The organism is Oscillibacter valericigenes (assembly GCF_016902445.1).
Classification (GTDB): Bacteria; Bacillota; Clostridia; order Oscillospirales; family Oscillospiraceae; genus Oscillibacter; species Oscillibacter avistercoris.
Map to the genome: position 1 here is coordinate 142,336 of NZ_JACSNX010000002.1, position 13,679 is coordinate 156,014.

Below are 13,679 nucleotides of genomic sequence, written 5' to 3' on the forward strand. Positions count from 1 at the left end.
AAAAATGACGATGGCTCTGTTTGCCATCTCATTGGGATATCGTGATATATCCCTACCCGTTATATGTTTCTTATTAATGAGCAAGGAGGTATTTTTCCCTGAAGCAGACAGAGAAAGGCATTGATTTACCCTCCGCGTTTCTGCTCTAATAGTCTAAAAGGGGACTATTGTATGAAAGAATTAGACAGACCGAAAAACTTAAAACGCTTTTACCTCTCCTGGCAGAGGTTGAACCATGTCTATGAGGAATACGCAAAGGAGCACGATCTGACCTATATTTCCATGTTCGTCTTACAGTTGATCGACGACAGAACGACGCAAAAGGAATTATGCGACGCGCTGTACTTTCCGAAACAGACGGTCAATAAAGTGATTTTCTCTTTTGAGAAAAAAGGTTATGTAACATTGGTGGAAAATTCTGATGATCGGCGCGCCCGCTCCATTCTGCTGACCGAAAAAGGACGGGTGTTTCAAAAGAAAGTCATTTCCCATATCGAGAAGGCGGAGTTGGAGACCTTTGCCTCTTTGACGGAACAGGAACAGCAGATCATGACGGACCTTTGGGACAAATATACTTCCACCTGCATATCCAAAATCAAAGATTTATGACTGTTTCAGAATGGAGTGGAATCCGTGAAAAAATTAGGCTTTGGGCTGATGCGTTTGCCGCTTGCAAACGATGACTTTTCCCATCCGGATAAGGCGCAGCTATGCGATATGGTCGACCTTTTCCTTGCAAAAGGATTTCCGTATTTTGATACGGCATGGTTCTATCATAACGGGCAATCGGAAGCTGCCGTGAAAGAATGTCTTGTGGAGCGTTATCCCCGTTCCGCTTTTCTGCTTGCCGACAAAATGCCCCTTGTCCTCATCCGCAAGGAAAGCGAGTTAGAGGAATACTTCAGCGCACAGCTTGCGCGGTGCGGTGTGGACTATTTCGACTATTATTTAATCCATGATATGGGGGGCAACCGCCGCAAAGCGGCAGAAGATACGCATGTCTTTGCGTTCCTTTCCGAGAAGAAAAAAGCCGGACTTGTCAAGCAGATCGGATTTTCCTTCCATGATACCGCCGATGTGCTGGACGGGATTTTGACCGAACACCCGGAAGTGGATTTTGTCCAGATACAGCTGAATTACCTCGACTGGGAAAACGACACGATCCAATCCCGCAAATGCTATGAAACAGCAAAAAAGCATGGGAAACCCGTGATCGTGATGGAGCCGGTCAAGGGCGGGACGCTTGCCAATATCCCCCAGGAAGCGGAAAATCTGTTCCGCACCTATCATCCCGATCTGTCTGTCGCTTCCTGGGCCATCCGATTTGCGGCAAGCCATGAAAACGTGATGTTGGTTTTAAGCGGCATGAGCACTCTGGAACAGGTCAAAGATAACTTGTCCTATATGGAAAACTTCTCTCCATTTACAGGGGAAGAATATGGACTGGTCCAAAAAGCGGCGGAGATCATCAATGGCAGTATTGCCATACCCTGTACGGAGTGCGCCTATTGTATCAACAAATGCCCGAAAGACATAGCCATTCCAAAATACTTTGCCCTTTACAATGCGGATATGCGGGAGTTAGGAACAAAGGCGTGGACTGCGCAGACAATGTTGTATCGCCATTTTTCGGAACAGTTTGGAAAAGCAAGCGACTGTATCGGGTGCGGACAATGTGAAACCATGTGCCCGCAGCACATTCATATCCGGGAATGGTTGAAAAAGGTTGCCGCGAGATTTGAGGGGACTTTGTAGCAGGATTTTTACGATGAAAACCGAAACATTTCACGAAAAAATTCCACAAAAATAGCAAATCCAGCCGGGGCTGTCAATGGCCGAAATGAAGGCTGCACAAGTGCGCCTCCTTTGATTTTGGACGGCTATGAAGGCCAACAAGCAGTGGGAACCGGCGGAGTAGGGCCGCAAACGGCCCCGGCGCTCCCTTGATCGGGGCGGGCGGCAAAAGTGCAGGTTAATCAACGCATGTATGCTATCATTTTCTTCAAAACGATAGCTTTAAACTGGCCGATGATAAAATTGACATCGGCCAGTTTTCCTGTCAGTCCCAAGTGTTGAATATGATCTCCCCCACCGTCTGCGGGTCCCAATAGCGGATCTGCTCCAGTTCCTCCGGGCTCAGCTCCCCGCACAGGCTGCGCCAGTCCTGATTCAGCTTATCAAAACTCAGGAACTGCACCGGGCTTTCCGGCAGTTGGAGCCATTCCGGCTGCTGGGTCAGAACAAATCTGCCGGAAGCTTCCCGCTGAGCAAAGACCGCATAGGGATAATGGATGTTCTGCAAAAGAAAGACAGACTGGCCGTATCTGCTGACTTTGGCAGAATAGAAGTTCCTTATGGCTGTGTCTGTATCCACTTCTGTCACAGCTCCGCCGTTTTCCCGGGCCAGTGCATGGCACATCCGGCAGAACGCTTTTTCATCCAGGAACAGAGGCGGAACTGTGTTTATGCTCCCAAATCCTGTAATTCCCCTTGGAAGTATCATTTCATCGTCCTTTACTCGCAGTTGTATTCTTGAACATTCTTCAAACAAGTCTTTTTGTGATGGCCTCATCCACCGGTTCCAGTTCCTTCTCCAGCACACATTGCAGATCCCACAGCATTTGGGGTTCTTCTTCGCCCTCAACAGTCAGTTTTCCTGTAGACTCCCAGCGGCAAAGAAGTCTGTAAAGGGTGAGGGCTTCGTGTTCGTTTAATTCAATCTTCATCTTTCTGTCTCCATCAGCTCATAACGTTAAGGGCGTATATCTTCGGGTGAAAATTCCCAGCTTTCGGTGATTATAGGCAGTGCATCCGTGATAACCTCAAATAATGCTTGGCTTCCGACAACAGCAAAATGGATAAGCTGTGAAAATGGATAAATGTCATGCGATTCTTTTGCAATCTCTTTATCATCAACTGCCTTACATATAAAGTATTTATTTTCTAAATCATCATGTGGTATCCACATTTTCCAGTTGTTTTCCGTCATTTCCCCTCCAAATTTTATCAAACTTCAAATTCATAGCCGTATGTTTTCTTAGGGTGACAGAAGCGATCATCGTCTTCTGCTTTTCTACAAACTGAATCGCCTTCCTCAGAGCTGTTCTGATATAAGCAGTAATTTGCTCGGCCCGTCCATTGGTAAATTGCGGAAGTTCAAGATAAACTCCGTATTTCTTCTCGCTGTACAGATCCACCTCGTCAAAGGGCAGCAGGCAATCATTGTCATCCGCTCCCCCGTCAAAGATGGTGCCGGTGTCCAAATCAATATATAGGGGATAATCTTGCGATGGTGTGACTTCAGGCAGGGGAGTATCTGCTGCGATAAAAACACAGTGACTCATGGGAGATCTTCTTTTTTCTCTTTATCGTTTTCTCCTGTCCATTCCACCCACTTTGCATGTTCCAATGTCATAATGGTGTATTCAGGATATCTTCTGTGAATTTCGGTAAGGCAAATACTTCTCCACTCTCCATACAAGCCCTCACCGGTTACCTGAAGCTCTTCAGGGTTCCAATTAGATGATTTATATGTAGAATCCAATCTCCCACAAACTTCGCATTGTCCTCCCCAGGAAAATGAGGCACTGCCATAGTGTAAGATGATTTTTTTGTATATGTGTTTGTGCTTAGACCGTTTTCGGCTGTCAGAGGTAGCAGCCGTCTTTGATTTTCTTTTCTGCGGAGGCGTTTCTTCCTCGATTGGCTGCTGATATTGTCTTTTATATAAGTGTGTTTTTTCAGGATTCATCGTTAGATTTCCTTCCTAAATATCTTTGTGCAAATGTTGCCGTTATGCACATATATATTTTATCGCTCTTATTCTGAAGAAAAGACTCGTGCAAAGCCCTCTGTCCGCTGTATCATCGTATTTCGGGACCCCATTTCAGAAATGTGGCCGTGGGATATTCGTCAGACAAAATGTCTGCCATCAGATTCGTCCCGCAGATAAAAAAGTGGTGGGTGTCTTCTGGAACAATGTAGTTTTCCTCCCGGAACCTGGTCAGATGGTCAGAGGTCTCGCTGAGATAGAAGGTCCAGAGCGCCCAGCCCGGCGTTTTCTCAGACACCCAAAGCTCCGGGCGGTAGCTCTCGTCGGTGACGGTGTAGGAGACGATCCTGTCCCACACCAGCCGGAGGGCCCGCTCCGACCGCTTCTCCTCTTGGAAATGATCAGGGCGCAGGAGGACCACAAAGCCATCCTCCTGAAATCCGATCTCTTCCACATCATAGACTTCGTCCACTTCAGGATGGGGAACCCACTTTCTGAAATTTTCCCAGAAATGATGTTCCAGCATAGCTCTGCGCTCCTTTCAACATGTCTCCTTAGCCCTGTTCAATCTCCGATACCTGCCAATCCATATCCATGTTCCATGGCGGTATTACAAACGCGGATGAGGGCCGCGACGAACCCTCGGATTTTCTGAAAGGACACGCCATATCGCTGGATCACGCTGGTTTCTTCCGCCCCATGCGCTGACAGCCAGTTGAAGACGGAATCTGCAAACGCCCGGATAGCCGGGACCTGGTCCATTTCGAGACAGGCTTCCCTGTATGGATCAAACTGGTGATAGCATTGGTAATTTGTAAACGCCGCCCGGAAGTCATACAAGAAGTTTCCCACTCCTTCCGGCTCCTCTGCCAAGTGATCTTTCACGGCTTTCCGTGGCCTGGACGCCAGGAGCTCAATGGCCTGCTCAATGTCTTTCGCAGCAACAATGGAAAGGGACATCATTTCACCGCCTCTCGGTTCTGCGACTCTTCAAACTTCAATTTGATGAGCACCCTCTCACACCAAAAGCCAGTTCTGGCCGTCCGGCATGGAGCGGAGACTCCCCGGGATCCGCTCCAGCACTTCCCCGGTATCATAATCCCGCACCAGGACCTCCTCCCGGTAGTCCGGGTCCTCGTACCAAACCGAAGTATACAGCCTGTTCCCTTCCAGAAACGCGAAATACTCGTTCTCCTCCACCGCGAAGTCCCGGCGCTCCGGCCAGAGGAGCTGAATCCTGTTATTATGCCCTGACCGTATCAGCATGAGGGGCGGAGTCTCCAGCATCAGATTGCAGCAGTCATCTGCAATGGAGAGAGGCAGCACCGCCAGTGGTTCGGTCGTTCCCGTCGTCTCGTGGAAGGCAAGGATATGGATTTCTCCTTTCGGGAAGTCCACCAGCAGCAGTACCACTTGACCATCGTGGTACGCCGGTCTGCCCAGGTACTGTCCCGGCTTTGTGCATACCGGCTCATAGACTGTGCCCTCCGGGCAGCGGACCAGGACAAGCCGGTTTTTGCGGATGGGATGGCCGCTGCGAAACAGCTCCTCCGCCTCGTATAAATCTCCGCTGGCATAGTCGGTGCCCCAGTACCACTCGCTGCTGCCGGCCAGCGGCTCCAGATCGGTGATCCCGTTTGTGATGATGCGTTTCATACACTGTCCTCCCAAGCGATGTCTTGATGAAGTGCCGAGATTATATCACGGCGAATGGGGAAATCTCATGAATATTCTCTTAAGTTTTCTGTACAGCCCCCAAATTTTTGAGTCCTGGACGGCGCAGAAATGACTTGCGGGATCCTGCCGTCAGCGTCACAATGCAGGCAGTCAGAGGCATGAAAAAAGCTCCCGGCCTAAGCCGGGAACCCATTTCCGGCAAAGGGCAGGGAGCGTTTTTGACCACAGAACGCACCGCAGACGGATTTCTGTTTTGACCACCGGAAGGGCATTCCCTGTCTTCAGGGGATGCCCCTCCCGCTTGTTTACAGCCCCGCAAGATTTGAGGACTTGTCTCTGAGTCCTCTTCCGGTTTTAGGATGCCTGGACATCCTCTCCCCGCAATTCCGCCTGTCCGGCATTGCGCTTGCCTGGTCAATGGTCCTGTTCACAGAACCGCATCCGCACCGTCGCCGCCTGCGCGCGGGTGGCCTCGCCCTGGGGGGGTGAGGGTGCTGCCGTCGCCGGTGCCGCTGATGATCCCCGCGCCGCAGGCCCGCTGGAGGGCGGAGACGGCGTACCTGGACACATCGAAGGCGTCGGCATAGCTGAGAATGTTGGTGTCCTCTCCGATGGACACGTCGTAACCCTGGTGCTGGGCGCAGCGGTGGAGCAGCACAGCGGAGGTTGCCGCCACAAACGCCCCCGCCGCCCGCGCCGCTTTGTCCGGCTGGCCGGTGAAGTAGCAGTATTCCGCCCAGGCGATGTCCCGCCGGGGGCCGGCCTCCATGGCCCGTACCGCGGCCACGTACGTTCCCAGCTGGAAGGGGGTGTTCATCAGGGGCATGAGGACGGTGTGGTCCAGAACACCGGCGGCCCCGGTCTCCGCCTGCTTTTGGGCAGGTTAGGCGCCCCGGGGCTTTTCCGCGTCGGCGGGGATGGGCCAGGACTTCCCGAACTTCTGCGCGCCGGGAATGTGACCGACGGTACAGTGGTGCTGCACCATCCGTGGGGAAAGGTCCCATTTTCTCGCGGTCTCCAACACGGTGAGGCATTCCATGGCAGTGCCTCCAGCGTGTTTTTTCACTCCCTGTGATATCGTTTTGGCGCGGGGACGCAAAGGGCAACGCCGCAGTCCGAATGACCGTCAGCGCCTGCAGATACAGCTTGAAGCTCCCCCTCTGCTGCATAGATGCCACAAGTTTTATGCCTCACGGGCATGTCTCTCACACAGGGGCTCAGCGTCTCTTTTTTCGAATGCGGCGCGGCACATAGCATGCGGCCGCCAAAAGCAGCAGGCAGCCTGCTCCGGCGGCGAGCCAGGCCGAGAGGCTGCCGGGCCGCTCCGTCACGCAGAAGGTGATCGCCTCCGTCTGGCTGGTCAGCAGCAGATATTGTCCGTCGATTGTAAAATCCGCCTGGGACCAGCCGCTTCCATCCTGCACCCATAACGCGCAGCGCTTGCCGGCGTCCGGCAGGCGGCAGTGCACCGTGTAGGCCACCTGCTCCAGGTCCGGATCCTCCACTGTGACGGTATAGGCGGTACCGCTGTGGGTCCGGCCCCGGGCATCGGTCCAGGTCACCTCCTCTGTCGTGTGGGAGACCTCCGCCCGGCTGCTGAAGCTGCCGTCCACCAGGATCTGCGGCAGCTCTCCGCCGTCTGTCAGGGCAGAGGTGTAGGGCGTGTACTCCGCCTCCAGGGTCTGGCTGGCGGTCAGATGGGTATAATCCAGATCCGGCCAGGCGGCGGAATACCCCTTTTTCGCCGGGATCTCCGGCAGGGCATCGATCCCCTCCCCGTACCGGAAGGGCACCACGGCCACCGTGACGCCGTCGGCCGCGAAGGTCAGCTCCAGCCGGGAAAACAGCTCCGGCACGCCCTCCGTGCCGCACAGGGCGTCAAACGTCACCGGCTCCGCCTTTCCGGCGTAGCTGATGCCGTCCAGCGCCCCCAGGCTCTCGCTGGTGAAGGTGTTGCCGGACACGGTGCCGCCGCTGGCCGCATCGCCTGCCACGGCGCCCAGGCAGGCGTCTCCCTCGTCGATGGTCACCAGAGTATGACAATTCACCAAAGTGGCCCCCAGCCCGGCCACGCCGCCCACATAGTCCCCGCCGGACAGGCGGCACTTGCTCCAGCTGTCCCGGATGCTGCCCCAGGAGGCCCCGGCGATGCCGCCCACATAGTCCCCGTTGGTGCTGGTGACGGTACCGTAGTTCTCACAGCCGCTCACCCGCCCCAGGTCCATCAGGCCCACAATGCCGCCGGCGTAGTCCTGTTTCCCGGTGATCTCTCCCGTATTGATACAGGCGGTGACGACGGCCCTGGTCTGATACCGGAAGTCCAGAGAGCGGTCGCCCTCCCGGATCAGGTCGTCCTCCGGGTCAAAGTCGTACTCGATGGCCATGGAGCCCACGATCCCGGCCACATTGATATCGCCCTCCACCGTTCCGTCATTCCTGGCATCGGACAGATCCCCCGTATCTGTGGCCGCAGAGGCTTCATCCGACACATCCTCGAACCGGTCCTCCGGCTCTTCGCCGCCCTCCAGCAGGTCCCGCAGCAGGTCGGTGATCACGCCGAACTGCCGGTTGATGGCGTCCAGGTCGTCCAGCAGGATGTCCGTGCTGCCGGACATGGTCTCCCGCAGGGCGTCTCCGTCATCCAGCAGGCCGGAGAAAATGTCTCCCAGAGCGTCCCCCTGCTGCCGGAGCGTGCTGTCGATGGGACGGATGGAGAGGGTGGGTTCCTCCGCCAGCTCCCGGAAGATATCGGCCAGGTCCTCACCGAGGCCGGCGGCACGGGACGCCAGCTTTTCCAGCGTCCTGCCGGGGGCCCGGAGCGCCTCCGCGATATCTCCGCCCTGGGCCAGCAGCTCCGGCAGCAGCGATGCCGCGTCGGCGGCGTGCCCGGCGGCATCCAGCAGAGACTGCGCCGCCGCTCTCAGGGCCTGCCACGCGGCCGCCGCATCCTCCCCGGCTGAATCCAGCGCATCGCCGTCCAGATGGGCCGCCACGGCGGCGACCGCCTGTTCCAGCGCCGCGCCCGCCCGGTCCAGGGTGTCCGCCAGGGCCTGGACCGCCTCTCTCAGCGCCGCCTCGTCGCCGCCGCTCCAAAGGAGCTGGGTGATCTTGACCAGCGCGTCGGACATATCCCGGAGCGCAGCGGCCAGCTCCCCGGCGGCGGCCCGGACCTCCTCCATGGCCTCCTGGCTCTGGAGGGCGCTGCCCAGAGCCGCTCCCAGGTGCTCCAGGGCTGAGAGCAGGCGGGCCACAGCTGTTTTCCCACTGGCGGCCGCCTGCCGCAGCGACCGGACTGCCGCCCGCAGCTCCCGCTCCGTCTGTTCTCCCAGGTCCGAGGCCTGGCCGGCCTCGTCCAGGACCTCCTCCAGCTGGTCGGCCAGATCTTCCGCCAGGTCCATCAGTCCAGAGGCGTCGTCCAGGACCGGCGTCAGCTGGTCGATGAGCCAGGAGAGCCGGGCGGACAGGTCGTTGATCTCATCCATATTTTCGTTGGCCCAGTCCGCGGCGGAACCCGCGAAATCTCCAATGGCCTCCTGGGCCTCCGCCGCCCGGTCAGAGATGGCCTGCATCCGCTCCGAGATCTCATCGGAGGCCCCGCGGACGTCATCCCCCGTCTGGTCAATGAGGCTCCGCAGCACATCCAATTCGTCCAGCAGGTCCCCCAGCTGGCCCTTGTTGTAGAGCAGCCGCACCTCCGGCACCAGCTGACCGGCGATGCCGCCCACATCCTTCCGGCCCAAGATCGTCCCGGAATTGGTGCAGCCGTTCAGATAGCCGGACTGCCGCCCCGCGATGCCGCCGATGTTGTATCCCACGTGGGCATACCCCACCGCTCCGGTGTTGACGCAGCTTTGCAGGATGCCGGAGGAAAACCCGGTGATGCCGCCGATATCGGTGCAGACCGGCACATTCTCCGCGGCGTTGAGTTGTTCTTGATTCAAATTGTCCAGGTTTAACTCCGCGTCCACCTCTGTGGTGTTGATGCTGCCGCTGTTGGCGCACCGGATGATGGAGCCGCCGTTCTGCCCGGCGATGCCGCCCACATAGTGCTCCCCGGTGACTGCGCCGGAGAAGGTGCAGTTGATGATCTGTCCAGTGCTCTCGTTGGTCCCAACAAGGCCGCCGATGTAGTCCGCCCCCCGCACGGTCCCGTGGAACGAACAGTTTGAGAGAAGCCCCTGGTTGCTGCCGGCGATACCGCCCAGCGTATTCTTCCGGCCCGTGGGATCGATCCACCCCTCCACCGACAGATCCCGCACCACACCGGAGGGCTGTATGTACCGGAACAGGCCCCGCACATTGCCGCTGCCGGTAAGAGACAGGCCGGAGATGGTGTGGCCCTGCCCCTCAAAGATGCCGCCGAAGGTGGGGATGGGGGCGAAGTCCGTGCCGGTCAGGTCGATGTCCGCCTCCAGATAGACGGTCTTTCCCTGGGACCAGCTGTCCAGGGTGCAGTTTTTGGAGAGCTCCGCCAGATCCTCCGCCGTGCGGAGGTAGACCACATCGGCGCTCCCTGCCGCCAGCGCGGCGGGAGCCGCGAGGGAGAGGAGCAGAACCGCCGCCAGCAGGAGGCTCAGGAGTTTACTGATTTTCCGTTTCATTGTCGTTTGAAGCCTCCTCGGTCTGATAGCTTCCGGTCTCCAGCATGCCGGAGACGTCGCCGTAGATCACACCCTGAATATGGGCATCCACCACGCCGGACACCCGGCCCCGGACCCGGCCGTTCACATAGACGGTCCCGCTGGCGCTGCGGCTGACCTCCGGGACCTTGATATTGAACCGGGTCCGCTCCACGATCTTGTCCCCCAGGTACAGGATCTGGGGCAGGATGAACATGACCAGGAACATGGAGATCAGCGTCCCCCGGCACAGGCACTCCCCGATGCCCACGATGGCGGGTTCCGTGGTAATCCGGCCGATCAGGAACCCGGCGGCGGACAGGATGCTCCCGGAGGTGAGCACCGTGGGGAAGGACAGATCCAGCGCCTGGATGATGGCCTCCCGCCGGGACATCTTCTCCTTCAGCTCGTTGTACCAGGAGGAGATGACGATGGCGTAGTCGATGTTGGCGCCCATCTGGATGGAGGTGACGATCAGATAGCTCAGGAAGAAGATGGGCTCCCGGGTCACGCCGGGGAAGGAGAAATTGATCCAGATGCTGCCCTGGATCACCAGGATCAGCAGGATGGGCAGGCCCACGGACTGGAAGGTGAACAGCAGGACAATGATAACGAACACCACCGACAGCACGCTGATCATGATATTGTCCCGGGCGAAGGAGACGGACAGGTCGTAGTCGCTGGTGGAGTCCCCCACCAGATAGACATGGTCTGCGTCATAGTACCGCTCCGCCTCCCGGTGGATGGTCTGGAGGAAGGCGAAGGTCTCCTCACCCTCCTCAGGCAGATCCAGGCTGATCAGCATGCGGGTGTAGTGTTCTCCCAGCAGCTGGGCCTGGGCGTCGGACAGCTGGTCATAGAGGTCGTCCAGATCCGCCTGGTTCTCCTCGTCCAGATCCACATAGCCCTCCTCCACCTTGTCGTAGGCAAAGAAGAACATATCCATCAGGGGAACGGTATAGTCGTCGATACCGCCCACGATCCGGCCGTATTCTTCCCCCTCCGCCGCGTAGGCGGCGTAGACCAGGCACACCAGCTCGTAGTCCAGATCGGTGGCCTCGGCAAACTGCCGGGGCGTCAGGGAGTCGGTGAGCATGTAGCCGTCCATGACCTCCACGTTGGACAGCCCCATGGCGTAGTCCACCTGGTCATAGGTCTCCAGCCGCTCCAGCAGAGCCTTCTCACTGGCATAGTCGCCTTTCGGCACGATCAGCGCCATCACGTTCTGAGTGCCGAAGGTCTCGTTGACCTTTTCCTCGGCGATCTGGGTCTCGTTCTGCCGGGCGGTCTCGATCTGGCTGTAGCCGTAGACATAGGGACACCGGTTGGACAGCAGAAAGCCCGCCGCGATGGCCACCGCAAACAGGGGCACCCCCACATGGCGCAGCCTCATGGCAAACCTGCCCCAGCGGTCGATCCTGGGGATAAAGCTGCGGTGCTGCGTTCTGGCCATGGCCTTGGAAAAGAGCATCAGCAGCCCCGGCATCAGGGTAAAGACCGAAAGCATGCTGAACAGAATGGCCTTGATGAGCACGATGCCCATGTCAAAGCCGATGCGGAACTGCATGAACATCATGGCGGCCAGCCCGGAGATGGTGGTGAGGCTGCTGGCGGAGATGGAGGGAATGGAGGCGCTCACCGCCGCGATGCAGGCCTCCCGGTCCCCGGCGTGCTCCCGCTCCTCCAGGAAGCGGTGGAGCATGATGATGGCGTAGTCGATGGCCAGGGCCAGCTGCAGCACCACGGTCACCGAGTTGGACACAAAGGAGATCTCCCCGAAGATAAAATTGGTGCCCAGGTTCAGCACCGCCGCCGCGATAAAGGTGAGCAGCAGCACCGGGATCTCCGCGTAGGAGCGGGAGGTGAGCAGCAGCACCAGTACGATGATCACCGCCGCCACCGCCAGAATGATCCCCATTTCGTTGGCCAGGGAGTCTGCCTGGGAGCTGCCCACGGTGCTGTCGATGTAATAGTCGTAGGGCTCCAGCAGCTCCCGGATGGCGGACAGGGCGGCCAGGCTGATCTCGTCGTCCTCCTCCCCGTCAAAGGTCACGGAGATCAGGGCATCCGCCCCCTTGAAATACGCCGCGATGTCCTCCGGCGTCTCCGGGTCGCTGTCCTCCGAGTCCCCGCCGGTGGTGCCGCTCCCGAAGGCGGCGGAGGCGACCCCCTCGATCTGCTCCATCTGCTCCGCCAGGTCCGCCGCGATCTCGTACGTCACATGGGAGACCATGACCCGGGCGGTGGCAAAAGTGGTGAACTCCTCCTCCATGAGGGTCAGGCCCTGGCGGGTCTCCGTGGACTCCGGCAGATACTCCGTGATGTCGTTGCAGACGCTGACCCAGTTCCGGGAGAACAGGCAGAAGATCAGGGTACAGGCATAGAGGAAGAAGATCAGATTCCGCTTGTCGACGATGACCGTGGCCAGCTTCTCAAAAAAGGATGGCTTTTCCGTTTCCTTGCTCACAGTTTTGATTCCTCCCGGGTCTGCTGTCGGCAGGTTTCCTGGGGGCCCTGACGGAGGAGCGTGCCCTCCCACCGCATCCGGGCGGATCTCGAGGTGGATGTGCCCCGCAGGCTTCCCGCCTGCAGGCGCAGGACGGTTTCACAGGGGATGGTGCTGACCACGGTCTGGATGGGATGAAAGAGATGAAGCGTCCCATCCGCCGCCTGCACGCCCTGCACCGTGTTGACATAGCCCACCAGATCCAGTGAGCCGGTGACGTAGCTCCCCTGATAGCTGAGGGTCAGAACGCCCTCCCGCGGGCCCATCTGGCTCTGGATCCTGACTTGATACTGCTCCGTCATAGCGCCGCGCTCCTTTCCGTTTACTCATTCCAGCATAGAAAATCCGCCCAGGCAAAACAAGATGCAGATAGGGGCCGCATGTCAGATTTCTGACACTTGACCCCGATCTGCATCTATGATACGTGCCGGGAACTGTGCTAAAATAGCAGGGACAGTTGAACGAAAGGTTCGTGGTGGTCGGAATGAGAAAACGGACGTATGAGGCCAGCGAGGCGGCCAAGCGGGAGATCTGTGCCGCATTGAAAGCGCTGATGGCGCAAAAGCCTCTGAACAAAATCACCGTGGCGGAGATCATGCAGTCCTGCGGCATGGCCCGGCAGCACTTTTACTACCACTTTGAGGATCTCTACGACGCGGTGCGCTGGATGTTCGACCAGGAGGCTGTGGCGCTTCTGCGGGAGCATGACGGGGTCATGCTGTGGCAGGACGGCCTGCTCCAGCTGTTCCAGTACCTTCAGGAGAACCGGGCCGTCTGCCTGTGCGCCCTGCATTCCATCAGCCGGGAGCACCTGAAGCGATTTTTCCAGACGGACGTGCATGTGATCATACAGGGCACGATCCAAAGGATCGCCGAAGAGCTGAACTACCAGGTATCCGAGGAGGAAGTCGATCTGCTGACAAAGTTTTATGTGGGGGCGCTGGCCAGCATCATGGAGGAGTGGCTGCTGGGGAATATCCGCGAAACGCCCGAGGAACTGATCCGGTTTGCCGATCAGCTTTTGAAGGACCATGTCCGGGGAGCGGCCCTGCGGATGGCGGAAACGCCCCCGGCCGCGGAACAGACCTGCAGGGGGGGATCGTAA

At 57.9% G+C, this 13,679-nt stretch carries 16 protein-coding genes; 3 read left to right on the forward strand and 13 right to left on the reverse strand.

The annotated features are described in order from the left end of the window. Positions 1 to 171 precede the first annotated feature (171 nt). Both H9X91_RS03050 and H9X91_RS03055 read left to right on the forward strand, forming a co-directional pair. Positions 172 to 609, forward strand: coding sequence for a MarR family winged helix-turn-helix transcriptional regulator (locus H9X91_RS03050; protein ID WP_204802366.1), 438 nt, complete (start codon positions 172 to 174; stop codon positions 607 to 609). A gap of 24 nt (positions 610 to 633) precedes the next feature. After that, a complete protein-coding gene (locus H9X91_RS03055; RefSeq protein WP_204802369.1) occupies positions 634 to 1,755 on the forward strand; it encodes an aldo/keto reductase in 1,122 nt (373 codons plus the stop codon). A gap of 304 nt (positions 1,756 to 2,059) precedes the next feature. Here the strand turns inward: H9X91_RS03055 and H9X91_RS03060 are convergent, their stop codons facing one another. The 13 genes from H9X91_RS03060 to H9X91_RS03120 form a co-directional block, all read right to left on the reverse strand. Further along, the gene (locus tag H9X91_RS03060) at positions 2,060 to 2,572 is read right to left on the reverse strand and encodes a hypothetical protein (RefSeq protein ID WP_204802371.1); all 513 of its coding nucleotides are present in this window, start codon (positions 2,570 to 2,572) and stop codon (positions 2,060 to 2,062) included. Further along, a complete protein-coding gene (locus tag H9X91_RS03065) occupies positions 2,544 to 2,726 on the reverse strand; it encodes a hypothetical protein (protein WP_204802373.1) in 183 nt (60 codons plus the stop codon). Before H9X91_RS03065 ends, H9X91_RS03060 begins: the two co-directional genes overlap by 29 nt. A gap of 26 nt (positions 2,727 to 2,752) precedes the next feature. Then, a complete protein-coding gene (locus H9X91_RS03070) occupies positions 2,753 to 2,989 on the reverse strand; it encodes a hypothetical protein (RefSeq protein ID WP_204802374.1) in 237 nt (78 codons plus the stop codon). Further along, positions 2,952 to 3,344: a hypothetical protein gene (locus H9X91_RS03075; RefSeq protein WP_204802376.1), complete on the reverse strand. Its 393-nt coding sequence runs from the start codon at positions 3,342 to 3,344 to the stop codon at positions 2,952 to 2,954. The genes H9X91_RS03070 and H9X91_RS03075 overlap by 38 nt, the downstream gene beginning before the upstream one ends. Next, complete coding sequence (locus H9X91_RS03080) at positions 3,341 to 3,751, reverse strand: hypothetical protein (RefSeq protein WP_204802378.1); 411 nt, start codon at positions 3,749 to 3,751, stop codon at positions 3,341 to 3,343. Before H9X91_RS03080 ends, H9X91_RS03075 begins: the two co-directional genes overlap by 4 nt. A gap of 112 nt (positions 3,752 to 3,863) precedes the next feature. Further along, complete coding sequence (locus H9X91_RS03085) at positions 3,864 to 4,298, reverse strand: hypothetical protein (RefSeq protein ID WP_204802380.1); 435 nt, start codon at positions 4,296 to 4,298, stop codon at positions 3,864 to 3,866. A gap of 38 nt (positions 4,299 to 4,336) precedes the next feature. Beyond that, positions 4,337 to 4,732 carry a hypothetical protein gene (locus tag H9X91_RS03090; protein ID WP_204802383.1) on the reverse strand — a complete coding sequence of 132 codons (396 nt, stop codon included), beginning with the start codon at positions 4,730 to 4,732 and terminating at the stop codon, positions 4,337 to 4,339. A 57-nt stretch (positions 4,733 to 4,789) separates the two neighbouring features. Beyond that, positions 4,790 to 5,428, reverse strand: coding sequence for a hypothetical protein (locus H9X91_RS03095; RefSeq protein WP_204802385.1), 639 nt, complete (start codon positions 5,426 to 5,428; stop codon positions 4,790 to 4,792). Between the two features lie 448 nt (positions 5,429 to 5,876). Further along, positions 5,877 to 6,275, reverse strand: a complete 399-nt coding sequence (locus H9X91_RS03100) for a hypothetical protein (RefSeq protein WP_204802387.1) — start codon at positions 6,273 to 6,275, stop codon at positions 5,877 to 5,879. Positions 6,276 to 6,332: 57 nt separating this feature from the next. Further along, positions 6,333 to 6,488 carry a DNA-binding protein gene (locus H9X91_RS03105; protein WP_204802389.1) on the reverse strand — a complete coding sequence of 52 codons (156 nt, stop codon included), beginning with the start codon at positions 6,486 to 6,488 and terminating at the stop codon, positions 6,333 to 6,335. A 178-nt stretch (positions 6,489 to 6,666) separates the two neighbouring features. Then, on the reverse strand, positions 6,667 to 10,050 hold the full coding sequence (locus H9X91_RS03110) for a GLUG motif-containing protein (RefSeq protein ID WP_204802391.1): 3,384 nt from the start codon (positions 10,048 to 10,050) through the stop codon (positions 6,667 to 6,669). Next, positions 10,031 to 12,535 carry an MMPL family transporter gene (locus H9X91_RS03115; RefSeq protein WP_204802393.1) on the reverse strand — a complete coding sequence of 835 codons (2,505 nt, stop codon included), beginning with the start codon at positions 12,533 to 12,535 and terminating at the stop codon, positions 10,031 to 10,033. The genes H9X91_RS03110 and H9X91_RS03115 overlap by 20 nt, the downstream gene beginning before the upstream one ends. Continuing rightward, on the reverse strand, positions 12,532 to 12,876 hold the full coding sequence (locus H9X91_RS03120) for a hypothetical protein (RefSeq protein ID WP_204802395.1): 345 nt from the start codon (positions 12,874 to 12,876) through the stop codon (positions 12,532 to 12,534). Before H9X91_RS03120 ends, H9X91_RS03115 begins: the two co-directional genes overlap by 4 nt. 182 nt (positions 12,877 to 13,058) lie before the next feature. On the opposite strand from H9X91_RS03120, the gene H9X91_RS03125 reads away from it, so the two are divergent. Continuing rightward, the gene (locus H9X91_RS03125) at positions 13,059 to 13,679 is read left to right on the forward strand and encodes a TetR/AcrR family transcriptional regulator (RefSeq protein ID WP_204802397.1); all 621 of its coding nucleotides are present in this window, start codon (positions 13,059 to 13,061) and stop codon (positions 13,677 to 13,679) included.

Excerpts from the sequence above, each read along its gene's own strand:
- H9X91_RS03050 (WP_204802366.1), top strand. The coding sequence starts at position 172 with ATGAAAGAATTAGACAGACCGAAAAACTTAAAACGCTTTTACCTCTCC.
- H9X91_RS03060 (WP_204802371.1), bottom strand. The coding sequence starts at position 2,572 with ATGAGGCCATCACAAAAAGACTTGTTTGAAGAATGTTCAAGAATACAA.
- H9X91_RS03065 (WP_204802373.1), bottom strand. The coding sequence starts at position 2,726 with ATGAAGATTGAATTAAACGAACACGAAGCCCTCACCCTTTACAGACTT.
- H9X91_RS03070 (WP_204802374.1), bottom strand. The coding sequence starts at position 2,989 with ATGACGGAAAACAACTGGAAAATGTGGATACCACATGATGATTTAGAA.
- H9X91_RS03075 (WP_204802376.1), bottom strand. The coding sequence starts at position 3,344 with ATGAGTCACTGTGTTTTTATCGCAGCAGATACTCCCCTGCCTGAAGTC.
- H9X91_RS03080 (WP_204802378.1), bottom strand. The coding sequence starts at position 3,751 with ATGAATCCTGAAAAAACACACTTATATAAAAGACAATATCAGCAGCCA.
- H9X91_RS03085 (WP_204802380.1), bottom strand. The coding sequence starts at position 4,298 with ATGCTGGAACATCATTTCTGGGAAAATTTCAGAAAGTGGGTTCCCCAT.
- H9X91_RS03090 (WP_204802383.1), bottom strand. The coding sequence starts at position 4,732 with ATGTCCCTTTCCATTGTTGCTGCGAAAGACATTGAGCAGGCCATTGAG.
- H9X91_RS03095 (WP_204802385.1), bottom strand. The coding sequence starts at position 5,428 with ATGAAACGCATCATCACAAACGGGATCACCGATCTGGAGCCGCTGGCC.
- H9X91_RS03100 (WP_204802387.1), bottom strand. The coding sequence starts at position 6,275 with ATGCCCCTGATGAACACCCCCTTCCAGCTGGGAACGTACGTGGCCGCG.
- H9X91_RS03105 (WP_204802389.1), bottom strand. The coding sequence starts at position 6,488 with ATGGAATGCCTCACCGTGTTGGAGACCGCGAGAAAATGGGACCTTTCC.
- H9X91_RS03110 (WP_204802391.1), bottom strand. The coding sequence starts at position 10,050 with ATGAAACGGAAAATCAGTAAACTCCTGAGCCTCCTGCTGGCGGCGGTT.
- H9X91_RS03120 (WP_204802395.1), bottom strand. The coding sequence starts at position 12,876 with ATGACGGAGCAGTATCAAGTCAGGATCCAGAGCCAGATGGGCCCGCGG.
- H9X91_RS03125 (WP_204802397.1), top strand. The coding sequence starts at position 13,059 with ATGAGAAAACGGACGTATGAGGCCAGCGAGGCGGCCAAGCGGGAGATC.